General features: G+C 71.1%; 20 protein-coding genes and 1 pseudogene. 9 read left to right on the plus strand and 12 right to left on the minus strand.

Features of this window, described 5'->3' with window-relative positions; translation table 11 throughout:
• The 7 genes and pseudogenes from BLQ73_RS32790 to BLQ73_RS25620 all read left to right on the plus strand — a co-directional run.
• Positions 1 to 483 (plus strand): annotated as a pseudogene (locus BLQ73_RS32790) (FAD-containing monooxygenase EthA); the annotation flags it as partial.
• Positions 484 to 663: 180 nt separating this feature from the next.
• On the plus strand, positions 664 to 1,317 hold the full coding sequence (locus BLQ73_RS25595) for a TetR/AcrR family transcriptional regulator (RefSeq protein WP_093174220.1): 654 nt from the start codon (positions 664 to 666) through the stop codon (positions 1,315 to 1,317).
• A complete protein-coding gene (locus tag BLQ73_RS25600) occupies positions 1,307 to 2,617 on the plus strand; it encodes a flavin monoamine oxidase family protein (RefSeq protein WP_093174222.1) in 1,311 nt (436 codons plus the stop codon). Before BLQ73_RS25595 ends, BLQ73_RS25600 begins: the two co-directional genes overlap by 11 nt.
• A gap of 148 nt (positions 2,618 to 2,765) precedes the next feature.
• Complete coding sequence (locus BLQ73_RS25605; RefSeq protein WP_338056652.1) at positions 2,766 to 4,019, plus strand: saccharopine dehydrogenase family protein; 1,254 nt, start codon at positions 2,766 to 2,768, stop codon at positions 4,017 to 4,019.
• 252 nt (positions 4,020 to 4,271) lie between these two features.
• Positions 4,272 to 5,456 (plus strand): lycopene cyclase family protein, encoded by a 1,185-nt coding sequence (locus BLQ73_RS25610; RefSeq protein WP_093174226.1) that lies wholly within the window; start codon positions 4,272 to 4,274, stop codon positions 5,454 to 5,456.
• A gap of 58 nt (positions 5,457 to 5,514) precedes the next feature.
• Positions 5,515 to 6,234 (plus strand): class I SAM-dependent methyltransferase, encoded by a 720-nt coding sequence (locus BLQ73_RS25615; RefSeq protein WP_093174228.1) that lies wholly within the window; start codon positions 5,515 to 5,517, stop codon positions 6,232 to 6,234.
• On the plus strand, positions 6,231 to 7,790 hold the full coding sequence (locus tag BLQ73_RS25620) for an FAD-dependent oxidoreductase (RefSeq protein WP_093174230.1): 1,560 nt from the start codon (positions 6,231 to 6,233) through the stop codon (positions 7,788 to 7,790). Before BLQ73_RS25615 ends, BLQ73_RS25620 begins: the two co-directional genes overlap by 4 nt.
• Before the next feature lie 6 nt (positions 7,791 to 7,796).
• Here the strand turns inward: BLQ73_RS25620 and BLQ73_RS25625 are convergent, their stop codons facing one another.
• From BLQ73_RS25625 to BLQ73_RS25650, 6 genes are all read right to left on the minus strand, one after another.
• Positions 7,797 to 8,858 (minus strand): Rieske (2Fe-2S) protein, encoded by a 1,062-nt coding sequence (locus BLQ73_RS25625; RefSeq protein WP_420820040.1) that lies wholly within the window; start codon positions 8,856 to 8,858, stop codon positions 7,797 to 7,799.
• Entirely contained in the window at positions 8,855 to 9,904 is a 1,050-nt protein-coding gene (locus tag BLQ73_RS25630) for a phytoene/squalene synthase family protein (RefSeq protein ID WP_093174232.1), read from the minus strand. Before BLQ73_RS25630 ends, BLQ73_RS25625 begins: the two co-directional genes overlap by 4 nt.
• Positions 9,901 to 11,427: a phytoene desaturase family protein gene (crtI, locus tag BLQ73_RS25635; RefSeq protein ID WP_093174234.1), complete on the minus strand. Its 1,527-nt coding sequence runs from the start codon at positions 11,425 to 11,427 to the stop codon at positions 9,901 to 9,903. The genes BLQ73_RS25630 and crtI overlap by 4 nt, the downstream gene beginning before the upstream one ends.
• A gap of 205 nt (positions 11,428 to 11,632) precedes the next feature.
• Positions 11,633 to 12,340 carry a DUF2306 domain-containing protein gene (locus BLQ73_RS25640; RefSeq protein ID WP_093174236.1) on the minus strand — a complete coding sequence of 236 codons (708 nt, stop codon included), beginning with the start codon at positions 12,338 to 12,340 and terminating at the stop codon, positions 11,633 to 11,635.
• A gap of 82 nt (positions 12,341 to 12,422) precedes the next feature.
• Positions 12,423 to 12,647 carry an SDR family oxidoreductase gene (locus BLQ73_RS25645; RefSeq protein WP_093174239.1) on the minus strand — a complete coding sequence of 75 codons (225 nt, stop codon included), beginning with the start codon at positions 12,645 to 12,647 and terminating at the stop codon, positions 12,423 to 12,425.
• A 63-nt stretch (positions 12,648 to 12,710) separates the two neighbouring features.
• The gene (locus BLQ73_RS25650; protein WP_218126020.1) at positions 12,711 to 14,177 is read right to left on the minus strand and encodes an MFS transporter; all 1,467 of its coding nucleotides are present in this window, start codon (positions 14,175 to 14,177) and stop codon (positions 12,711 to 12,713) included.
• A 168-nt stretch (positions 14,178 to 14,345) separates the two neighbouring features.
• Here BLQ73_RS25650 and BLQ73_RS25655 point away from each other — a divergent pair, with 168 nt between their 5' ends.
• Positions 14,346 to 15,035 carry a TetR/AcrR family transcriptional regulator gene (locus BLQ73_RS25655; RefSeq protein ID WP_093174241.1) on the plus strand — a complete coding sequence of 230 codons (690 nt, stop codon included), beginning with the start codon at positions 14,346 to 14,348 and terminating at the stop codon, positions 15,033 to 15,035.
• 85 nt (positions 15,036 to 15,120) lie between these two features.
• Positions 15,121 to 16,545 (plus strand): RNB domain-containing ribonuclease, encoded by a 1,425-nt coding sequence (locus tag BLQ73_RS25660; protein ID WP_093174244.1) that lies wholly within the window; start codon positions 15,121 to 15,123, stop codon positions 16,543 to 16,545.
• 95 nt (positions 16,546 to 16,640) lie between these two features.
• Here the strand turns inward: BLQ73_RS25660 and BLQ73_RS32795 are convergent, their stop codons facing one another.
• The 6 genes from BLQ73_RS32795 to BLQ73_RS25690 form a co-directional block, all read right to left on the minus strand.
• Positions 16,641 to 16,808, minus strand: coding sequence for a hypothetical protein (locus BLQ73_RS32795; RefSeq protein WP_093174246.1), 168 nt, complete (start codon positions 16,806 to 16,808; stop codon positions 16,641 to 16,643).
• A gap of 182 nt (positions 16,809 to 16,990) precedes the next feature.
• Complete coding sequence (locus BLQ73_RS25670; protein ID WP_093174248.1) at positions 16,991 to 19,738, minus strand: DEAD/DEAH box helicase; 2,748 nt, start codon at positions 19,736 to 19,738, stop codon at positions 16,991 to 16,993.
• A 107-nt stretch (positions 19,739 to 19,845) separates the two neighbouring features.
• On the minus strand, positions 19,846 to 20,748 hold the full coding sequence (locus BLQ73_RS25675; RefSeq protein WP_093174250.1) for a diacylglycerol/lipid kinase family protein: 903 nt from the start codon (positions 20,746 to 20,748) through the stop codon (positions 19,846 to 19,848).
• Between the two features lie 3 nt (positions 20,749 to 20,751).
• Positions 20,752 to 21,573 (minus strand): twin-arginine translocase subunit TatC, encoded by an 822-nt coding sequence (tatC, locus tag BLQ73_RS25680; protein ID WP_245691409.1) that lies wholly within the window; start codon positions 21,571 to 21,573, stop codon positions 20,752 to 20,754.
• A 103-nt stretch (positions 21,574 to 21,676) separates the two neighbouring features.
• The gene (tatA, locus tag BLQ73_RS25685; RefSeq protein ID WP_093174254.1) at positions 21,677 to 21,988 is read right to left on the minus strand and encodes a Sec-independent protein translocase subunit TatA; all 312 of its coding nucleotides are present in this window, start codon (positions 21,986 to 21,988) and stop codon (positions 21,677 to 21,679) included.
• Between the two features lie 66 nt (positions 21,989 to 22,054).
• Positions 22,055 to 22,237, minus strand: a complete 183-nt coding sequence (locus BLQ73_RS25690) for a hypothetical protein (RefSeq protein ID WP_093174255.1) — start codon at positions 22,235 to 22,237, stop codon at positions 22,055 to 22,057.

Here is a 22,237-nt window from a genome sequence, read left to right on the forward strand (position 1 = left end):
GTGGAGCACGGGATCGCGCTGGAGTCCGGCGACGAGATACACGCCGACGTGGTCGTCTCCGCGACAGGACTGTCGCTGGTCCCCCTCGGCGCGATCAGGCTGTCGATGGGCGGGGAGGCGATCGACCTGGCCGATACCACCGCCTACCGCGGGCTGATGCTCAGCGGCGTGCCCAACCTGGCCTTCTGTGTCGGCTACACCAACGCCTCGTGGACGCTGCGGGCCGACCTGTCCTCCCGCTACGTCGTCCGGCTGCTTCGGCACCTGAGGCGCCACGGCCTGAAGACCGCGATGCCGGCTTTCCCGCGCGAGAGCGCCCGCAGCCCACTGCTCGGCTTGACCTCCACCTATGTCCAGCGCGACGGACATCTGTTCCCCCGGCAGGGCGAACGCGACCCGTGGGCGATCACCGACAACTATGTGATCGACCGGATGCGCTTCGCGTTCCTCGACATCGGCAAGGAGATGGTCTTCGGTGGGTAGCGGCAACCGCGTGATCTCCTTGAGCGCCGCCGCCATGGGCCGGCCGGCGGTCGCGACGCTCACCAGCCTGGCGGCCGGGTTCGCCCACGGCTTTCGGGCATCCGGGAACGGTACCGGCCCATGCGGCGATCGAAACGCTATCTTGCAAATAGATTTACGCGCCTATTAAGCTATTAGACTATGAGATCTAGTAAGCATGGGACGCCTCAGGACCGGGTTGCCCGAGTGCTGAGTGCCGGTGCGACCTGTTTCGGCAGGAAGGGTTTCTTCGAAACGACGTTCGACGATGTCGTGCGTGAATCCGGCCTTAGCCGAGGCAGCCTGTACTGGTACTTCGACTCCAAGGACTCCCTCTACACCGCGGTGCTCGAGCATTGCGTGGCACGGTTGCAGGCGACGTTCGACGCGGGCGTAGCCGGTCTCGACGGCCAGGGCCCCCTCGTGCCCGGACTCCTGAACGCCGTGGCCGCCGATACGGCACAGCAGCAAGACGTCTACCGCGTCCTCTACCTGGCCCCGCGATCGGAGTCCGCGGCAGCGACGCTGGAGCAGCTGACGCTCTCCTTCGTCGGCTACGTCCGCCTCATCGTGGACGCAGCAGGTCAACGCGGAGAGATCGACACCCGGCGCCACCCTCGCGACGCGCTGGCCGACATCCTCCACGCGATGGCCGAAGGCCTCATCATCCGGCAACTGTGCGATCCCGGCTTTGACACAGATCGATACGTCGCCACGGCAGCCGATCTGCTCCAGTACGGCGGCAGCCGGCCGCAGACCGCCGACCGGCCGAGCACGACCGACAACAGGCAGGAGAACCGATCCGATGACCTCTGAGCAGGTTGATGTCGTCGTCGTGGGGGGCGGGGTCGCAGGGTTGGCCGCAGCCTACCGGCTACGTAACCGCCGGGTAGTGGTGCTGGAGGCCGACGATCGTATCGGCGGGCGCGTGCGCACGGGCGAACACAAGGGCGTGCCGTACCACCTCGGGGCTCAGTTCCTCGCCGGGGCGACGAGCGCCGAGCTTTTCGATCAGCTCGGCGTGGAGCGGATACGCCTGCCCAAAGAGAACGACCTGTTTCTTCGCGGCCGGCTGCGACGGGGGACGGCCACCTCACTCATGCGCGCTCTCCGTGTCGGCCCGGGCGGCCTGGCCGACATCGCGGCGATCGAGCGGGAATCCGCGGAGGTGTCGAGCCTTGTCACGGCCTTGGGAGACCCGTCAGCCTCCACCATGGATCTGCCCGCCCGAGCGGCGCTGTTGGATGAACGGTCCTTCGCAGAAGCGATCGCGCAGCGTCGTCCAGAAGTGCAATCGTTCTACACGACCTTGATCCGTTCGCTGGCGTGTAAGAAGCCTGCGGATCTTTCGGCCCTGTACGCCTACACGATGCTCGGCTCGGAGAAGAGTAAGGCGTTCGGCGGCAACTACCGGGCGCGTGGCGGGATGCGGGACGTGCTGGAGGCTTTCACCCGTGCACTGGACGGGCGTATCCGGCTCAGCTCCCGGGTAACCGGCATCGAAGCGGGCCCCTCGGGGGTCGAGATCAACTACCGGCAGGGAGGCGAACGACACCGTCTGACGGCACGGGCATGCGTGGTGGCGGTGCCGGCACCAGAGGTCTCACAGATCGTGGCGGCTCTCCCTGCTCTCCGCCGTGAGGCACTACAGCGCATTCGCTATGGCAGATTCCTGGCCGTCGCCCTCTTCCTGCGTGAGCCGATCTGGGAAGGGGGATGGGCCGTCCCCTGCGATCTTCCCGTGGTCTCCACACTCCTCAACCCCGCAGTGTTGACAGGATCCGGGGATGGGCAGGTGCTGTCCTCCTACGCCGGCGAGGACGGCTGCCGCGAGGTCTGGCACCTGGACGACGCCCAGGTGGTCCAGCGTTTCGCGGCCGAGATCTCCCAGGTGTACCCGCGGCTACCCGACGTGCTCAGCGGCTCCCACGTCCAGCGATGGGATCCAGGCTATCCGGCGTGGGAGCCCGGCCATCTGCCGCTCATGTCGCTGCTCGCGACCCCGCTCGGCAAGATCGCGTTCTGCGGCGACTACCTGTCCATCCCCTCGATCGAAGGCGCGATCATCAGTGGGCTGCGTGCCGCCTCCCACGTACAAGCCACGGAAGCGACCTGAGGTGAGGGGAAGGTCGGCACCGACGGACAGCGCCCACCGCTGCCCCACCGCTGCCCCACCGCTGCCCCACCGCTGCCCTGCCGCAGAAGATGCCTGCACCCGAACCGCACTCGCCTCTCCCGGCGCACCTGCCTGACACCTGCCGAGCATTGGCACCCAAGCGGTCTTTTCTGCATCAGTAAAGGGAGCTACCACTATGAACGTTGTCGTCCTCGGCGCCGGGCACATGGGCCGATATGCGGCCATCCAGCTCGCCGCACTGCCCTTCGTCCACGACTTGGTGATCGGCGATCTCGACGAGGAGGGAGCCAGGAGCGTGGCCGAGACCCTCGGGCGGAAGGCCAGGCCGGCTCACATCGACGCAACGAATCGTGACCAGCTGAAGGCCGTTCTGGAGGAAGCCGACGTCGTGGTCTCGACCGTGGGGCCCTTCTTCCGGATCGGGGCCGCCGTTCTCGATGCCGCCGTGCAGATGGGATGCCACTACGTGGACATCTGCGATGACCCGGCCCCGACCCTGGAGCTTCTCTCCCGCGACGCGACCGCACGAGAGGCCAAGGTCACGGCCATCGTGGGCGCCGGAGCCAGCCCCGGCATCAGCAACCTTCTCGCGCTCAAGGCGATCGAGGGACTGGAGGAGATCGACACGCTTATCACCGGCTGGGGCACAGGCGGCCAGGAGGATGATCCGGAAGAAGAACCCTCTCACCGTGGAGCATCGGCCGCGGTCGAGCACTGGGTCTCCCAACTCGTCGGCCCCATCCCGATCCAGGACGACGGCCGGCAGGTCCAGGGAAAGCCCATGGCGCCCACCTCGATACGCCTGCCCGGCTCGGCGCCCATCACCGCCTACACCGTGGGGCACCCCGAACCGGTGACCTTGCCGCGCTACTTCCCGGCGATCCGCCACTCGATCAACGTCTTCGACATGCCCAGAGCGGTCGTGGTGCTGCTGGAGGAGACCATCCGTTCCGTCACCTCAGGTCGCCTCTCGGTGTCTGAGGCCTCGCGACAGCTGACCGGGGCGTTGTACGACGGCCAGATCGGCCCCGGAGGCATGCGGGGTGCTGTTCGTGCTGGTGCCGCCGCGGCGCGTGAACGGGTCACCGGGAAGGACTACCTCCCGCAGATCTTCGCCCTGGCGACCGGTAGGCGTGCAGGTCGCCGTGAGACCAGAGCCACAGCCCTCAATGGGTATATCCCTGGAGGTATGGCTGCGGCCACCTGCATCCCGACCACGATCATGCTGACGATGCTGGCCGAGGACGAGATCGATCGACGGGGAGTGTTCGCACCTGAGGCGGGTGTTGACCCCGACCGCTTCTTCGCACGTCTGGCACCCCACATCGTGCGTGATTCGACCTCCGATGGCGAAGGCCCCGTTCGCTTCCTCAACGAGTGACAGAGCCCGGTCGTGAAACGCCGTACCTAAGGTCCGTGCACTTCGCGAGGCTCGTGATCAGGGCCGTGGATCAATCCACAGAGGGTCGTCGCAGACGAGATCATCTGAACTATCAGTGCACCGCCGGACCATGATTCATCAGAAACGTGTGTTGCCGCCCGCAGCGCGCTGCGTGCGCCACGCCGAGCAGATCCGCGTTGGGGGACGTGGCGGCCTGGCATCCTTGGCGCATGCGGCTGGGAGGGGGCGGCGGTGCATGACACGCAGGTCGTCATCGTGGGGGCGGGGGCGGCGGGGCTTTCACTCGCGCACCGGCTTTGCGGACCGTCGGCCCGCCGTCCCTTCGATGTGACGCTGGTCGACTCGCCGCCCGGACCTCTGCGGCCCCCGGAACGCACCTGGTGCTTCTGGGAGGGTCCCGGCGGCGAATACGACGACCTGCTCACCGCGTCGTGGGAACGGCTGCGGGTGTGCGGGCGGGACGGCCAATGCCTGTCCGGCCGTCCCACTCCCCTGGTGTACAAGATGCTGCGCTCCGGCCCGTTCGAACGGGCGGTCCGCGAGCGCACGCCCGGGGTGCGGCGGGTCGAGGCGGCAGTAGACGCGATCGACGACCTGCCGGGGGGCGCCGAAGTCCGCGGTGTCACGGCGCGAGGTGAGCGTATGCAGGTGCGTGCCCGGTGGGTGTTCGACTCGCGTCCGCCGCGCGTGCTGCCGCCCGCACGCACGACGCTGCTCCAGCACTTCCACGGCTGGTTCGTGCGGGCCACCCGTCCGGTGTTCGAGCCGGCCGTCGCCGATCTGATGGACTTCCGCACCCGCCAGCCCGCGCGGGGCCTGTCGTTCGCCTACGTGCTGCCGCTGAGCGACCGCGAGGCCCTCGTCGAATACACGGAGTTCTCGCCCGCTGTGCTCGACGCCGAAGGATACGAGCGGGCGCTGCGGCATTACACAGGGGAGGTGCTCGGGCTCTCGGACTTCACGGTGACCGCCGCCGAGCACGGGGTGATCCCGATGAGCGACGGGCGCTATCCGCGCCGGGTGGGCGCGTCGGTGTTCCGCATCGGTACGGCCGGAGGCGCCACACGGCCGTCGACCGGTTACACGTTCGCCGCCGTGCAGCGGCAGACCCGGGCCGTCGCTCTCGCCCTCCAGCACGGGCGGCCCCCGGTTCCTCCTCCCGCGTACTCGGGGCGCGCCCGTGCCATGGACGCGGTGCTCCTGCGCGCCCTGGCCGTCGGGCGGGTGCGGGGGGCCGACTTCTTCACTCACCTGTTCCGCCGGGTGCCGATGGAGCGGCTGCTGCGCTTCCTGGACGGCGACACCCGGATACACGAGGATCTGGCGATCGGGCTGCGCACCCCGGTGCTGCCGATGCTGCGCACGGTGGCCGAGCTCCCCTGGCTGCCCCGGCGCCCCGCGGCGGCTCCGCGATGACGCCCGAGGCCGCCCTGCCGCGTGATCCCCGTGGACGCGATCAGGGAGGGAACGGCCGATGAGCCTGCTGCGTGACCGCGAGCTGTCCGAGGCGTTCGACCGTGCCGCCTCCGCCTACGACCGCCTGGTCGCGCTCAACCCCGGCTACCACGCGCATCTGCGCCGCTCGGCCCGCCGGCTGGGGCTGCGGCGGCCCGGTGGCGGGCTGCGGCTGCTCGACCTCGGCTGCGGCACCGGCGCGTCGACGCGGGCGCTCGTCCGCGCGGTGCCGGCGGCTGAGATCGTCGCCGTGGACGCGTCGGCCGGGATGCTGGAGCGGGCGGTGTCCAAACGCTGGCCGCCGAGTGTCTCCTTCGTCCACGGCAGTGCGGAGAGGCTCGCGGAAGCGGGCGTGGCGGGCCCGTTCGACGCGGTGTTCGCGGCCTACCTGTTCCGCAATGTGGCCGACCCCGACACGCTGCTCGCCCGGGTGCGCGGGCTGCTCGTGCCGGGCGGCCGGCTCGCCGTACACGAGTTCACCCTCAGCGGCCGGGCGACGGACCGGGCGGTGTGGCGTGCCGTGTGCACAGGGGTGGTGCTCCCCGCCGGGGCGCTCGCGGGTGATGGGGAGCTGTACCGCCACCTGTACCGCAGTGTGCTCGGCTTCGACACGGCGGCGCGGTTCGGTGAGCGGGTCCGGCGGGCCGGATTCACGCGTGTGCGGGTGCTGCCGATGCCCGGCTGGCAGACCGGGATCGTCCACACGGTGGTGGGTGCGGTTCCGGGAGCGGGCCGGTGACCGCCCGCCGTACCGGCCCTGACGCCCGGCCGGGCCGTGACCGGCAAGCCCGTCTCATCGAGGCGCCGCCCGGGCGGGCGCGCTTCGACGGCGCCTCTCCCCGCGTGGCGGTGGTCGGCGGCGGGATCGCCGGGCTCGCGGCGGCCACCGCACTGGCGGAGCGCGGCGTGGAGGTGACGCTGTACGAACGCGAGCCGGGCCTGGGCGGACGGCTCGCAGGGTGGCCCGTCGAGCTCGCCGACGGCTCCGCCGCCACCATGACCAGGGGCTTTCACGCGTTCTTCCGTCAGTATTACAACCTTCGCGCGCTGCTGCGCCGGGTCGACCCGCGGCTGGGCATGCTGACCGGCCTGCCGGACTATCCACTGCGCCACAGCGACGGGATGCACGACGGTTTCGCCCGTGTCCCGCGCACGCCGCCCTGGAGCGCGCTCGGCTTCGTGGCCCTCAGCCCGTCCTTCGGCTGGGGCGATCTCACCGCGGTGAACGTCCGTGCGGCGCTGCCCTTGCTCGACGTGCGCGTTCCCGAGGTGTACGAGAGGCTCGACGGTGTCAGCGCCCAGGAGCTGCTGGCCCGTATCCGGTTCCCCGAGGCGGCGAACCACCTGGCGTTCGAGGTGTTCTCCCGGAGTTTCTTCGCCGATCCCCGCGAGCTGTCCGCCGCGGAAATGGCCCTGATGTTCCACATCTACTTTCTCGGTTCCAGCGAAGGGCTGCTTTTCGACGTGCCGGGCGAGCCGTTCCCGCAGGCTCTGTGGGAGCCGCTCGCGCGATACCTGGCCGGGCTGGCCGTCGAAGTGCGCACCTCGACGGCGGTGGCGTCGGTGGAGCCGCTGCCGGCGGGCGGGTCGGCCGTACACAGTGCGGGCGGGACGGAGCGCCATGACGCTGTGGTCCTCGCGCTCGACACCGGCGGCCTGCGGGATGTCGTGGCGGCCTCCCCCGGCCTCGGGGACCGCTTGTGGCGGGAGCGCGTCCTGCGGCTGCGTACGGCGCCCGCGTTCCTGGTCTCGCGGTTCTGGCTCGACCGTCCGGTCGCGGCGGACCGGCCCGGTTTCCTGGGCACCGCCCGATACGGCCGGCTCGACAACATCAGCGCGCTCGAACGCTGGGAGGGCGAGGCGGCCCGCTGGGCGGACGGCACCGGCGGGTCGGTGGTGGAGCTGCACGCCTACGCGGTCGAGGCGGCGGCCGGCAGGCAGTCCGTGCAGAAGCGGCTGCTGGAGGAGCTGCGTTGCGCCTATCCGGAGACACGCGGGGCCGGTGTCGTCGACGAGCGGCATGTGTGGCGCGCGGACTGCCCCCTTTTCTCTGTGGGTGGCTACCGCGACCGGCCCACCGTACGCACCCCCGATCCGGCGGTCGTGGTCGCGGGCGACCTCGTGCGCACGGGCCTGCCCGTCGCCCTGATGGAGCGGGCCGCCACGACCGGGTTCCTGGCCGCGAACGCGCTCCTTCAGCGGTGGGGTGTCCGCGGCCACCCGTTGTGGACCGTCCCGCCGCGGGGACGTTCGGCTCCCCTGCGCGTCCTGGCCCGGCTGGCCGGCACGCGGTGAGCCAGGTCAGCCCGGGAGGCGGCCCGTGCTGCGCAGCGCCCACCGGCGTTCCGCGTAGGCGAGGTCGTCTCGCCACAGGCGGGCGGCAGCCGCCCGTATCAGTGGACGCGTCAGCGGAGCCGCCGCGCGGGCCAGGGAGAAGCCCCGGCGGCCGGAGGCCGCGACCACGGCTTCGACGACCGCCGTGCGCGGTCTGGTCCACCCTTGCGGGGTCAACGGCGTGGCATGCGTCTCCACCACCGACCCCCGGCCCTCGCCTTCTGTGATGCGCATGACGATCGTGCGCGGCCCGGGAGCGAGGAAGACGGCCCTGACGGGCACCACCGCACGCCCGGCGATCTTGAAGGACACCTCCACGGCGAAGCCGCCGCCGTCAGCACCGTTGCCGTCAGCACCGTTGCCGTCAGCGCCACCGCCGTGCCCGCCGACGGCGGGGTCCAGCACGGTGAGGTCGGCGAAGGAGTACGGATGGAACCAGGCGCCGTGCCAGGGGTCGAGCCGGTTGGCGATGACATCTTCGGGTTCGCATCGGCCGAAGCCGGTGTAGACGGCGCTCACGGCGCCGGAGAGATCCGGCCGCTCGGGCACGACGGGCCGGTCCAGCGGTTCCTCTCCGCCGGCGTCGTCCAGCCGTGTCCAGAGCAGCACCCCGTCGTCGTAGGCGGGAAAAGGCTCCCACCCGGCGAACGACCCGCCGTTCAGGGCCAGTCCGTGCCAGTGGCAGATCAGGACTCCGCAGCGCACCCGGCCGTCCTTGAGCGGCGCCCCCAGATGCGGGCAGGCGCCGGGGCCGGCCCGCAGGGCTCCGGCGGCGTCGCGCCAGAGCACGACTTCGGTGCCCGCGACGGTGCGGCCCAGCGGGCGGTCCGGGGGGCGGTCCGGGGGCAGGTCGCGGGTGGCTCCGACGACGTACCAGTTTCCGGCGGGACGGGTCTGGGCGCGTTCGAGAGCGTCCTGGATGAGCCCCGGTCTGGCCTCCTGCCAGGTGGGCCGCTGCCTCTCCCAGGGGACGGGGGTACGGCGGAGCCGCAGCGGGAAGCGGCCCGGGCCGTCGCCTCCCCCGGTCACGCCGTCTCCTCGCCGGAGCCTCGGCGCGGTCGGCCGCGGGCGCCGGGCGGAACGGCGGCGCGCCCCCGCCTCCTCCCCCGGGCCCGGACACGGGCCGCCGCGACCTCGGCCAGCCCTCGGCACGCCACTGCCCCCCGGCGCGCACGGGACACGACGGCCCTGCGGTGTACGACGGCGTACCCGTCGGCCTCGATGGCGCGGAGGATGTCCCGGTAGAGGATCACGGCGGTGCGGATGCAGGGACGCGCGGCCGGGTCGAGCATGGCGATACCGGGAGCGGCGTCGCCGTACACCCCCTGGGTCAGGTCGGCCGCCGCCCGGAGCGCATCGGTGATACGGGGGTCTCGATTGCCGGTCCGTCTGCTCCACGTGAGCAGTTCCCGGTCGACGCCGTGCGCGGTGAGCAGGTCGGCAGGCAGGTAGATCCGGCCGCGGTCGAGGTCCTCCCCCACATCGCGGAGGAAGTTCGTCAACTGGAACGCGACCCCCAGGGCCGCCGCGTACGGCGCCGCCTCCTCGCGCGTGGTCACGGTGCCGAGGACGGGCAGCATCTGCAGGCCGATGACGGCGGCGGAGCCGTGCATGTAGCGGCACAGGTCGGTGTAGGTCGGGTAGTCGGTGACCACCAGGTCGGCGAGCATGGAGTCCATGAAGTCCGCGAAGTAGGCGGGGTCGATGCCATAGCGGCGGGCCGTGTCGGCGAGTGCCCGCACGACCGGTTCGGCGCCGCTTCCGCTTCCGCTTCCGCTTCCGCTTCCGCGCAGCGCGGAGTCGAGTTCGTCCCGCAGCGTCAGAAGCGCGGGGGCGCGTGCTTCAGGGGCGGCGTCGCCGGGGTCGTCGACGATGTCGTCGACCCGGCGGGCGAAGCCGTACAGGGCGTGCACGGCGGATCTGCGTTCGACGGGCAGCAGCCGGGTGGCGAGGAAGTACGTCTGGCCGTGGCGCGCGTTGAGCCGGCGGCAGCGGTCGTACGCCGCGCGCAGAGCGGGATCGGTGATGCCCGCCGCGTCGAGCTCACGGCGGCTCGTACGGCACAGGACCCTCATGCCGAGGGCCCTCGCCGCGGCGGCGTGAGGCGCGCCCGGCGGCCACCGGGCCCGGTGACGCGGGCGGCGGCGAGTTTCCCGGAGATCAGGACGGTCGGCACACCGACACCGGGGGTGGTGCCGCACCCGGCGAGGACCGCGTTCTCGGTGCCGCGCACGAGATTGCGAGGGCGGAAGGGGCCGGTCTGGGAGAAGGTATGAGAGGCCGAGAAGGGCGTGCCCGCGGCGTGCCCCTCGGCGGCCCAATCGGCGGGGGTCACCAGGCACTCCTGCTCGATGGACGCGCCCAGCCCGGTGAGGCCGCGCCGGTCGAGCTCGGCGATGAGCCGGTCGCGGTAGCGGGGGCCGAGCTCGGCCCATTCCCGCGTGCCCGGGCCGACATCGGTGTTGGGGCACGGGGCCAGGATGTAGTGCAGGTGGCGGCCGTCCGGCGCAAGCGAGGGATCGGTGCCGCTGGGCCGTGTGATGAGAAGCGATGGATCTGTCATCAGGTCTCCGGTTCGGGTGAGGGCGTGGAAGGTGCTCTTCCATGCGCCACCGAACGAGATGGTGTGATGGGCCAGCTCCGGCCACGTACGGTCGGTGCCCACGTGAATGATCATCGCTGACGGGGAGTAACGCAGCGGTAGCACTCGCCGGGGCCGACGGCCAAGAAGGCGGTAAGAGATGGGCAGGTCGGGCGTGAGCACCACGGCGTCGCACGGGATGCGTTCCCGGTCGGTGACGACCGCGGTGATCCGCCCGCCGGCCCGTTCCAGGCGTGTCACGGCGTACCCGTACCGGATGTCCGCTCCGGCGTCCCGGGCCGCACCCGCCATGGCCTGCGGCAGGGCGTGCATGCCGCCCCTGGGGAAATACACGCCGGCGACCGTGTCCATGTAGGCGATCACCGCGTACGCGGCCAGGGCCCGGGCCGGCGCCACTCCCGCGTACAGCGCCTGGAAGGAGAAGACCCTGCGGAGTCTCTCGTCGGTGAGGAATCCGCCGATGCGCGTGTCCAGCCTGCCGAAACCCCCGAGCGCGGCGAGCCTTGCCAGGTCCGGGCAGAGCAGTTGGAACGGCGAGTCGAAGTTGGCGTCGATGAAGCGGCGCATCTGGGCGTGGTACAGCCGTTCCAGCCAGGTGCGCAGCCGCCGGTACCCTTCGGCCTCCCGGGCGCCGGCGAAGCGCTCCACCTCGGCTTCCATCGCCGCCGCGTCCGTGTGCACGTCGAGGGCGGCGCCGTCGACGAAGCGGGCCCTGTACGCGGGGTGCAGGCCGATGAGGTCGAGGCGACCGCGGAGCGACTCGCCCACCGCGGCGAACGCCTCCTCGGCGAGGTGCGGCATGGTCAGTACGGTGGGCCCGGTGTCGGCGCGGTAGCCGCCCAGGTCGATGCGGCCGGCCCGTCCGCCGGGCACGCCGTACCGCTCGACGAGCGTGACGCGCCGCCCCGCGCCAAGCAGATGGAGTGCCGCGGACAGGCCCGACAGCCCTGCGCCGACCACCACCACGTGGTCCGTACGGCCCGGCAGAGTCCTCATCGCGTTCCCTTCGCCGTGTCGGTCGAGGGGGTACTCGATCTTTCGGACGGGGCACGCCGTACGGATTCACCTCGGGCACGCCGGTGTCACTCGTGTATCGAACCGGCCTGCACGGGTCATCGCTGGTGCAGGGCGGTGCGCAAGGTGTGGGCGGCCTGGGCGATGGCGGCCTGGGCGCCGTCGGTCTCGCGGAGGGCGTTGAGCATCATGAAGCCGAGGTGGTGACCGGTGCGGCCTCCCGGCGCTGCCGGCGGCGGGCCAGGGGTGCCAGCGTGCGCTGAATGATGAAGTACTCGGCCACAACGACGTTGACCAGGATGGATGCCCACCCGCTGGCGTTGTAGATCTCGTCGAACGGCAGCGAGGTGTACGTCTGCTTCAGCATCAGGCCGAGGAGTAGGTAGACGCGCAGGGTGACGGCGGCGAACGTCAGGGTGTAGTTGCGGATCATCCAGATCCGGTGCAGTTGCACCTCGCCGCGGCGGATGCATAGGTATGCCTTGGCCAGTGTGTACAGCCAGCCGACGACGAGCAGGTAGAACGCGATTTGGATCGAGAAGCCGCCGAGCGAGAACGTGGCGGCGAACACCGCCGCGCCGGAGGCGATCAGGACGCAGATCATGTAGATCCGGCCGAGGAGACGGTGCAGTCGGGGTCTGCGGACGCGCAGCGGGGTCAGGAACTGCAAAGGGCCGATGATCAGGGCAAGGCCGCCGGGAAGGGCGTGCACGGCGAGGGACAGGTAGTGCAGCGCCACGTCCGGGTCGATCGGCACATTGCTGTCGGCAGAGTTCCCCGACAGGTAGGGCGGCACCGCGTAGGCGGCGATGCCGATCGCGGATATGGCCATCAGCCCCCACAGCGCCCACCGCCGGTTGCGGCGGTTGGTCTTGGGGGTGGACGGAGCGGTCATCAGGGCTCTCCGATGCTGGTTTGAGGGACCGGCACCGGTAAGCCGGTGCCTGGCTGTCGGGTGTCGGACCGGCCTGCGCGGGTCATCGCTGGTGCAGGGCGGTGCGCGGGGGCTGCAGCGCGTTGGCGATGGTGTGCGGGTCGTGCAGGTCCGCCAGGACGGGTTCGACTCCGTCCGGGAGGGCCGCCGCTCGTTCGGGCGTGCGTGTCATCGCGCGCACTCGTACGCCGCGCGCCCGCAACGCCGGCACGAGTTGCGAACCGATTCCTCCTGTCGCGCCGACCACCAATATCGTCGATGTCTCCACGGTCTCCTCCTGGGAACTGCCGATCACCGCAAGGGACTGCTGTCGAACCTGCGTGGCCGCGGGTCACCGCGGGACCGTAGGACGCCTCCCGCTGCCGCGATCAGAGCGGTCTCTTTCGCCGGATGCCGGCTCGCGGTGGGCCGCCGGGGCGAGGGAGAGGACAGCGGCGGTGAGTGCGAGCACCGCCGCGCCGAGGAAGGCGTTGGTGTAGGCGATGCCGTCGCCCGCCCCGGCCGCCGCCTCCGGCCCCGAGGCGGCGGCCACGGCGATCAGAGCTGCGAGGCCGAGGGCGCCGCCGAGCTGGCGCGTGGCATTGATCAGACCGCTGACCAGGCCGGTCTCCCCCATGGCGGCACCGGAGACCGCAATGGTCGTCGCGTAGACGAATCCGAGGCCGAGACCGGCGCCGATCAGCAGGAACGGCCCCAGCAGCGAGGGGACGAACTCGCTGGTGGCGTCGCTTTGGGCGAGCCAGAACAGCCCCGCGGACAACGCGACCAGCGCGCCCGCCATCGCCGACCGGAATCCCACCAGCCGGGCCGTCCAGGGGGCGGCGAAGCCGCCCAGTGTGATCAGGACCGCGATCGGCAGCTGGCTCAGACCGGCCGTGGTCGGCGACATGCCGAGGACGTGCTGCAGGTACTGGGACAGGAAGTAGAACAGGCCCACCGACACCGCGCCCAGCAGGAGCATCACGGTATTGGCGATGACCACCGGAACCCGGCGAAAGACGCCGAGCGGGACGAGGGGTTGGTCGGAGCGCAGCTCGGCGACGATGAACGCCCCCAATGAGACAGCGCCGACCGCCAGGCTCGCCATGGTGCGCGCGGAGCCCCATCCGACTTCGGGCGCGGAGATCAGCCCGAGGGCCAGCGCTGAGATCCCCACGGTGATGGCGGCCGCTCCGGACAGGTCGAACCGTCCCGGTCGGGCCGGGGAAGGCGGTACCGCGTACCACACCACGACGGCCGTGATGATCTCGATCGGCACCGGAAGCCAGAAGATCGCCGGCCAGCCCATGGTCTGGGTCACCACTCCGCCGAGCGCGACACCGAGCAGACTTCCCGCACCGGCGACCCCGCCCCACATGCCGAGTGCGCGGCGCCGTTCTCCGGCCCCGGGGTAGAGGCCGAGCATGAGTGAGAGTGCGGCGGGGGTGACGACCGCCGCCCCCGCTCCTTGAAAGATCCGCGCGGCGATCAACGTGGTCGCGTCGAGGGCGAGAGCGCACGCCGCAGACGCGACCACGTATATCGCGACGCCGGACAGGAACACTCTCCGGCCGCCGAGCACGTCGGCGAGCCGTCCTCCGAGCAGCAGCAGGCCCGCGAAGGCGATCAGATAGCCGTCCACGACCCACGACAGTTCGGTCGTCGACAGATTCAAGGCGGTCCGCATGGCGGGCGTGGCCAGGTTCACCATCGAGGCGTCGAGGATCACGACTCCGGCGGCCGTGCCCAGACCGGCCATGGCCAGGCCGCGTGGGACCACCCGGCGGGCACGCTGTGAGCTGTCTGCGGTGATGCCCACGATTGGGTCTCCTTCGGTACCGAGAGAGGCGCACAAGACTCTCTTCAATTCGCTAGAGGGTCTAACGTCACGAAGTATGCATCACTTAAGGTGACAACTCAAGACAAAGCGAAGGTCTCTTAGTTTCCGTTCAGGCATGTTACGATCGCTAGATCCTAGGAGGACACGATGCCCACACCAGCCCCCCGCAGCTCCATGCGAGAGCGGTTCCGTGAGCAGGTTCGCGAGGACGTGAAGGCGGCAGCCCTGGACCAGCTCGCCGCGGGCGGAGCCCAGGCCATCTCGATCAACGCCATCGCCAAGCACCTGGGGGTGTCGGGCCCGGCGCTCTACCGCTACTTCGCCAACCGGGACGACCTGCTGACCGCACTGGTCATCGACGCCTACGAGGACTTGCACGACGCCCTGGCACACGAACTCCGCGCCGGCGCACCCAGCCGCACGCCGCACGAGCGTTTTCGCGCGCTGGCCCATGCGTATAGAGCCTGGGCTCTGGCCGAACCGCACCGCTACGAGCTGCTGTTCAAGCCCCCGTTACCGGGCTACGACGCGCACGCCGAACCCCTGGCCGCCGCGGCCCGATCGCTCATGGCGCTGCTGCTGGGGGTCCTCGCCGAACTCGACCGCGAAGACACGCCTCCGGCCACAGAGCCACGGTCAGGGACCTACCAGAATGAGGACGTGCTCACCGCCCGAACGGCAGGCGCCTCGGAGTTCCATCTCGCCGTGGCCGTGTGGTCATGCCTGCACGGCATCGTCAGCCTCGAACTCGGCGGCGGCCTCTCAGCGATGACCATCGACGTTGACGCCCTTTTCGAGCACGAGGTGCAAGTCCTCATCGAAAGAACCCTCGTGTAGTCGGGCACGCCGATCGTCGCCGCCCGGCCGGCGGTCGGGGCACGCCGCTCGGGCGGGTCGGAGGGCGCGGCGGTAGGTTTGGCGCGTGTCGCATACGAGCATCCGGGTCCCGGGCACCTGCCATCCCCGGCTCGAAGACGGCTTCGACCGGATCCACCGGGAGTTCAAACTGCCGTGTGGTTTTCCCGACGAGGTCCTCGACGAGGCGGACTGGGTGGCCAAGGCGCCCGTCGCGCCTTCGCTCGACCGCACGGATCTGGCGCTGGTCACCATCGACCCGCCCGGGGCGATGGACCTCGACCAGGCGCTGCTGATCGAGGAGCGGCGGGGCGGCGGCTACCGGGTGTGGTATGCGATCGCCGATGTCGGGGCCTTCGTCGGCCCGGGCGGGGCGATCGACCGCGAGGCCAGGCTGCGGGCCGGGACGGTCTACATGCCCGAGCGGCGGATCCCGCTGCACCCGCCGGTGCTGTCGGAGGGGGCGGCGAGCCTGCTGCCGGGGGTGGCCCGGCCGGCGGCCCTGTGGTGTGTGGACCTCGACGCCGACGGCGTGGTGGTGGGGGCGGATGTGACGCGGGCGATGGTGCGCAGCCGCGAACGGCTCGACTACGACTACGCGCAGGCCGCCGTGGACACCGGCACGGCCGACGGGACGCTGCGGCTGCTGGCCGAGGTGGGCCGGCTCCGGCTCGCGCTGGAGCGGGCCCGGGGCGGGGTGACGCTGCCGGTCCCCGAGCAGGAGGTCGTCAAGAGCGGGGGCGCCTACCGGCTGGAGTTCCGGGCGCCGCTGCCGGCGGAGGCGTGGAACGCCCAGATCTCGCTGCTGACCGGCATGGCCGCGGCGCAGATGATGCTGGACGCCGAGGTGGGGGTGCTGCGGGTGCTTCCGCGGGCGTCGTCGTCGCGGGTGGAGCGGGTGCGCCGGGTGGCGGTCGCGCTCGGGGTGGAGTGGCCGGAGGGCGCCGGATACGGCGAGGTGGTGCACGGCGTGGATCCCAGGGAGCCGGCGCAGGCGGCGTTCCTGCACGAGTCGCGGTCGCTGCTGCGCGGCGCGGGCTACGTGGCGTTCGACGGCGCGCCGCCCAGCAGGGCCGAGCACGCCGCCGTGGCGGCGCCGTACACGCATGTGACGGCGCCGCTGCGGCGGCTCGCGGACCGCTACGCGACGGAGGTGTGCCTGGCGGTCGCGGCGGGCGAGGACGTGCCGGAGCGGGTGCGGGAGGCGCTGGGCGCGCTGCCGGCCCTCATGGAGGCCGGGGCGCGGCGGTCGGGCGGGGTCGACCGGGCCTGCCTGGACCTGGTGGAGGCGTTCGTGCTGCGCGATCGGGTGGGGCAGACGTTCGAGGCCGTGGTCGTCGATGTCGCCGAGGGCGGCGGCCTGGTGCAGCTCACCGACCCGGCGGTCGTGGCGCGCTTCGACGGGGACGGCCTGCCGCTGGGCGAGGCGGTGACCGTACGGCTGACGCGGGCCGATCCGGCGACCCGCGACGTGCGTTTCGCGCCCGCCTGACCCGGGGCTCCCCCGCACGTGGCGACGGGCCGCGCGAAGCGGGGGGCCGCTGCGCATGGCCCGTCGGTGGCCCGCCTCACGCGCGGGCCGCTCGTCTACTTCTTCAGGCTCCACGAGCCGCCGAGCCCCGCCAGGTGCAGGGCCACGAACAGCAGGCCCGCGGTGGTGAGGGTCGTGACGGTGACGACGCTTCCGACGGCGACGTCGGCGATCTCGAAGATGAGGGCGAGGAGGAACAACACTGCGGCGACGAGGGCTGACATCCCTACCTCCCGGGCCGGACCGGACACCGGTCCCTCTTTCCGAGGCCGCTGTCCGGAAAGGTCAATCGTTTCCCTTAGGGGATTTCCTCCGTAATCACCCAAAAAACTGACCCAAAAGGTAACCTTCTGCGCACTAACCACTACCAGTCCTTGACCGGTCGGTCAGTGCGGCGAGGCCCGTCTCACGTCACCGACGAATAGGCGACGACCCCCCGCTTCAGCGCGTCGACCGCCTTGTCGGCGGTCTGCCTGACCTTGCTCCCCTGCGGCGCGGCCGTCGAGACCTGCCCCAGCAGGTCGATCAGCTGCTTGGTCCACCGCACGAAGTCGCCCGCGGCCAGCTCGGTGCCGTTGACGCCGTCGGTGAGCACCGCGTCCAGGGAATGCCCCTTGGCCCACCGGAACGACGCCCAGGCGAAGCCCAGGTCGGGCTCGCGGATGAACGCCAGCCCGTGGTCGCGCTCGATGCTCTCCAGGTCGGCCCACAGGCGCACCATGTGGGTGAGGGCTTCGGCGCAGGTCCCCACCGGGATCTTCGGCCTGCGGGCCTCATCCGCCTGCCGCGACTCGAACACCAGGGCCGACACGCAGGCGGCCAGCTCCGCCGGGTCCAGGGACTCCCAGAGCCCTCCGCGCAGGCACTCGGCGGTGAGCAGGTCGAGCTCGGTGTAGAGGCGTCCGAGCCGCCTGCCCTCTGCGGTGACGGTCTCGCCGTCGAGGTAGCCGAGCTGGTCGAGGACCCCGCACACCCGGTCGAAGGTGCGGGCGATGACGTGCGAGCGGCTCTCCACCCGGCGGCGCAGCCCCTCGGTCTCGCGCAGCAGCTTGTGGTAGCGCTCGGCCCAGCGGGCGTGCTCCTCCCGGTCCGAGCAGCCGTGGCACGGGTGCTGCCTGATCGCCCGCCGCAGATCGTTGACCTCGTCGTCCTCGACGGCGTGGTCGCGCACCCGCGGCGGCTTGCCGAGGTCACGGTCACCGATCTTGGCGTTGAGGGTGGACACGAGGTCGGCGCGCTCCTTGGGGCTGCGCGAGTTGAAGTTCTTGGGGATGCGCAGGCTGTCGATCGGCTCGACCGGCACCGGGAAGTCCGCCGGGGACAGCTTCTTGACCTGCCTGCCGATGGTCAGCACCAGCGGCGAGGGGCCTTCGGCGTTCCTCGGGTTGCGGCCCGGGTCGAGCACCACGGCCAGGCCGGCGCGGCGACCGCCGGGGATGCGGATCACGTCGCCCGGCTTGAGCGCCTCCAGGGACCGGATCGCCTCCAGCCTGCGGGCCGCGCCGCGCCGGCGCGACAGCTCCGACTCGCGGTCGGACAGGCGGCGGCGCAGCGTGGAGTACTCCTCGAAGTCGCCGAGGTGGCAGGTCATCGCCTCCAGGTAGCCCGACAGGGCGTCCTCGGCCTTGCGGACCTGCCGCGCGATGCCGACCACGGCCCGGTCGGCCTGGAACTGCGCGAACGACGACTCCAGCAGGGTGCGGGCGCGTTCGCGGCCGACCTGGCCGACGAGGTTGACCGCCATGTTGTACGACGGGCGGAAGCTGGACCGCAGCGGATAGGTGCGGGTGCCGGCCAGGCCGCCCACCGACACCGGGTCCATGCCCGGCTGCCAGATGACCACCGCGTGGCCCTCGACGTCGATGCCGCGCCGCCCCGCGCGGCCGGTGAGCTGGGTGTACTCGCCGGGGGTGAGGTCGGCGTGGGTCTCGCCGTTCCACTTGTCGAGTTTCTCGATGACCACGGACCTGGCGGGCATGTTGATGCCGAGCGCGAGGGTCTCGGTGGCGAACACCGCCTTGACCAGGCCGCGGGTGAACAGCTCCTCGACGACCTCTTTGAAGGTCGGCAGCATGCCGGCGTGGTGGGCTGCCAGGCCCCGCTCCAGGCAGTCGCGCCACTCCAGGAAGCCGAGGACGGCGAGGTCCTCGTCGGGCAGGTGCGCCGTACGCTCGTCGACGATCTGGCGGATCTCGTGGCGCTCCTGCTCGTCGGTGAGGCGGATGCCGGCGTAGAGGCACTGCATGACGGCCGCGTCGCAGCCGGCGCGGGAGAAGATGAACGTGATCGCGGGCAGCAGCCCCTCGGCGTCGAGGCGCTCGATGACGGCGGCGCGGTCCGGCGGCCTCGGACGGGCCGGGCGGCTGAACCCCCGGCGGCCTTTCGGGGCCGCGAAGCGCTCCTGGTCGCGGGTGGCGCGCAGCAGCGAGATGTTGAGCCGGGGCCTGCCGTTGCGCGGGTCGCCTTCCTGCTCGTCGAGGGAGAACAGGTCGTAGAGCCGGCTGCCGACCAGCATGTGCTGCCACAGCGGCACCGGCCTGTGCTCGTCGACGATGACGGTGGTGTCGCCCCTGACCTCGCCCAGCCACTCGCCGAACTCCTCGGCGTTGCTGACGGTGGCCGACAGGGCGGCCAGCCGTACCGAGTCCGGCACGTGGATGATGACCTCTTCCCAGACGGCGCCGCGGAACCGGTCGGCGAGGTAGTGGACCTCGTCCATGACCACGAAGCCGAGCCCGTCGAGGGTGGACGAGCCCGCGTAGAGCATGTTGCGCAGCACCTCGGTGGTCATCACCACGATGGGCGCGTCGCCGTTGACGCTGTTGTCGCCGGTGAGCAGGCCGACCTTGGCGGCGCCGTAGCGGCGCACCAGGTCGTTGTACTTCTGGTTGGAGAGCGCCTTGATCGGGGTGGTGTAGAAGCATTTGCGCCCCTCGGCGAGGCCGAGGTGGACGGCGAACTCCCCCACCACGGTCTTGCCCGAGCCCGTCGGCGCCGCCACCAGCACCCCGTCCCCCGCCTCCAGCGCGCGGCACGCGTCGAGCTGGAACTCGTCGAGGTCGAAGTCGTAGAGTCCGCGAAAGGCACGGAGGGCGGGCCCGTCACCGGCGTGCATTTCCTGGAAGGCCGCATACCGCTCCGCTGGAGTTGTCATAACGCCAGCCTACCGATATGACCATTCCGGTCGGTCCGATCGGGCCCGATCTTCACCGTACGGTAAAGCCCCCGCTCCGCGGCCGATCCGGCCCCCGGGAGCGGCGGTCAGCCGGGGCAGATCACCCGCAGGGCCCCCGGCTCCACCCGGCAGGTCACCGGGGCGGGGCCGACGCGTTCCCCGTCGGCGTAGACGATCACGCCCGGGGCGTCCAGGACCGCCTCCCGGACCCGGTGTACGGCGACCGCCGGATGGGCGAGGTGGGTGCCCCGGTAGACGCGGGGGAAGGTCTTCAGCAGTTCGCCGCGGGAGACCGCACCGACCACCACGACGTCGAGGAGCCCGTCGTCGGGGCGGGCGTGGGGCGAGATCCGCATGCCGGCGCCGTAGGAGCCGGTGTTGGCGACCGCGACCAGCACGGCCTCCTGCTCGACGCGTTCGCCGTCGAGCACCATCGTGAAGGGGATCGGGCGGAACGAGCGCAACTCCTGGCCGAGGGCGCGGAGATACCTGGCCGTGCCGGGCGGCCAGGTGAGGCCGTTGGCGCGTTCGTTGACGCGCGAGTCGAACCCGCAGGCCACCACCCCGGCGAACCAGGTGCCGGGGCCGACCCTGGCCGCGTCCACCCGCCTGGCGCGGCCGGCGAGCACGATGCTCGCCGCCCGCAGGAGGGAGGCGCCGCCGTCGCCGAGGCGGGGCAGGGGCAGGCCGAGGGCGGCGGCGAAGTCGTTGCCGGTGCCGGCGGGGATGACGCCGAGGGGGACGCCGGTGCCGGCGACGGCCTGGACGGCCAGGTGGACCATGCCGTCGCCGCCGAAGGCGACGAGCGCGTCGGGTCGGGCGGCTGCGGCCGTACGGGCCCGTTGGAGGGTGTCGGCGGCGGAGCGCCCGACGATCAGGGAGACCTGGAGGCCGCCGCGGCGGAGCCGTTCGACGACGCGTCCGACGTGGCGCCGGGTGCGCCCGCCCCTGGCCGCGGGGTTGACCAGCAGGGCGATCTCACCGGTAATGGGCTATCTCCCCGACGTGGGCGGGTCGGAGGTCTCCTGGTCGAAAGGCCTGTCCTCGTCGGCGAGCTCGGACGCCTCGTCGTCGGACAGGTTCGAGTAGTCCTCTCCCGCCGGGAGTCTGCGCTCCCGCAGGTACATGATCAGCTCGGCCAGGCCGAACAGCGCCACCATGGGGACCGCCAGCGCGATCATCGCGATGGGGTCGCTGCCGGGGGTCGCGACGGCCCCGAAGACGAACATCGCGAAGATGATCATGCGCCGGTGCTTCTTCACCGTGGCCTGCTTGAGCACCCCGATGAGGTTGAGGAAGACCATCAGCAGCGGAAGCTCGAACGAGACACCGAACACGATCAGCATGACCAGGGCGTAGTCGAGGTACTCGGTCGGCTCCATCAGCGTGGCGGAGTTGGCCGGCACGAAGGAGAGGAGCAGCGCCAGGCCCTTGTCGAGGACGAAGTAGGCGAGGGCCGCGCCGGCCGCGAACAGCGGGACGGCGATGGCCAGGAAGCTGATCGTGTATTTCCGCTCGTTGCGGTAGAGCCCCGGCGTGACGAAGGCCCAGACCTGGTAGAGCCAGAACGGCGACGAGACCACCAGGCCGAAGATCGCCGCGACCTTGAGCGCGACGAAGAACGGGGCGAACACGCCCCTGTTGGCGAAACAGGACCCAAGCTCGTTCGCGTTGGGCAGGCTGCAGTAAGGCTCAGATAGAAGTGCCCAAATGGGGTCGTACAGCGTGAACCCCACGATGGTGCCCACCACGACGGCGAGAATGGCGAGCACAAGGCGCGTGCGCAGCTCACGAAGATGCTCGATGAGCGGCATGCGTCCTTCGGAATCGGCTTTCTCTGATGACTTGGACCGCTTGAGCAGCGCCATCGGTGTCCTGGTTCGGCGAGTCGGGCTGGGGGCGGAGAGGGGGCGCGGCCTAGCCGCGGTTCACGTCGTGCGGCGCGGGCGTGCTCTGGGCGGCGCGAAGCCTCGCGTTCTCCTCCTCGAGCTTGCGGATGCGGTCGCCCTCGGTGAGCACCTGGCCGGTGAGCGGCGCCGACTCCGAGGCGGGCTGGGCGGTCTGGGGCTTGGGGGACGAGTCGTCGTCGTCGCGCAGCTTGGTGGTCTCCGACTTGAAGATGCGCAGCGAACGGCCGATGGCGCGGGCGGTGTCAGGCAGCCTCTTGGCCCCGAACAGCAGCACGATGATGAGCCCGATGATGATGAGTTCGGTGGGTCCTACAGGCATGATCTTTCCTTCGTCCGAGCGGCATGCAGGTCTCAGAGCCGATGGTACGCGCCCAGGCGAGCAGACTCATCCGTCCGTGGGGTGGTTCGCACCGATCTTTTCCCTGAGAAGAGCCTGCCTGGGGGCGAGGAGGGCGCGGGACCGCTCGATTTCCTTGGCGAGACCGCGCGCCGCGAGCGCGACCCGGACCGCCGGGACGGCGATCACTGCGAGTCCCACAAGGCCGGCCGCCACGAGAATCCACGTCAT

The organism is Sinosporangium album (assembly GCF_900100605.1).
GTDB classification, from domain to species: Bacteria; Actinomycetota; Actinomycetes; order Streptosporangiales; family Streptosporangiaceae; genus Sinosporangium; species Sinosporangium album.

Coding starts and splice junctions, on each gene's coding strand:
- BLQ73_RS25595 (WP_093174220.1), top strand. CDS start 664: ATGAGATCTAGTAAGCATGGGACGCCTCAGGACCGGGTTGCCCGAGTG.
- BLQ73_RS25600 (WP_093174222.1), top strand. CDS start 1,307: ATGACCTCTGAGCAGGTTGATGTCGTCGTCGTGGGGGGCGGGGTCGCA.
- BLQ73_RS25615 (WP_093174228.1), top strand. CDS start 5,515: ATGAGCCTGCTGCGTGACCGCGAGCTGTCCGAGGCGTTCGACCGTGCC.
- BLQ73_RS25630 (WP_093174232.1), bottom strand. CDS start 9,904: ATGAGGGTCCTGTGCCGTACGAGCCGCCGTGAGCTCGACGCGGCGGGC.
- crtI (WP_093174234.1), bottom strand. CDS start 11,427: ATGAGGACTCTGCCGGGCCGTACGGACCACGTGGTGGTGGTCGGCGCA.
- BLQ73_RS25640 (WP_093174236.1), bottom strand. CDS start 12,340: ATGACCGCTCCGTCCACCCCCAAGACCAACCGCCGCAACCGGCGGTGG.
- BLQ73_RS25655 (WP_093174241.1), top strand. CDS start 14,346: ATGCCCACACCAGCCCCCCGCAGCTCCATGCGAGAGCGGTTCCGTGAG.
- BLQ73_RS32795 (WP_093174246.1), bottom strand. CDS start 16,808: ATGTCAGCCCTCGTCGCCGCAGTGTTGTTCCTCCTCGCCCTCATCTTC.
- BLQ73_RS25670 (WP_093174248.1), bottom strand. CDS start 19,738: ATGACAACTCCAGCGGAGCGGTATGCGGCCTTCCAGGAAATGCACGCC.
- tatC (WP_245691409.1), bottom strand. CDS start 21,573: ATGCCGCTCATCGAGCATCTTCGTGAGCTGCGCACGCGCCTTGTGCTC.
- tatA (WP_093174254.1), bottom strand. CDS start 21,988: ATGCCTGTAGGACCCACCGAACTCATCATCATCGGGCTCATCATCGTG.
- BLQ73_RS25690 (WP_093174255.1), bottom strand. CDS start 22,237: ATGACGTGGATTCTCGTGGCGGCCGGCCTTGTGGGACTCGCAGTGATC.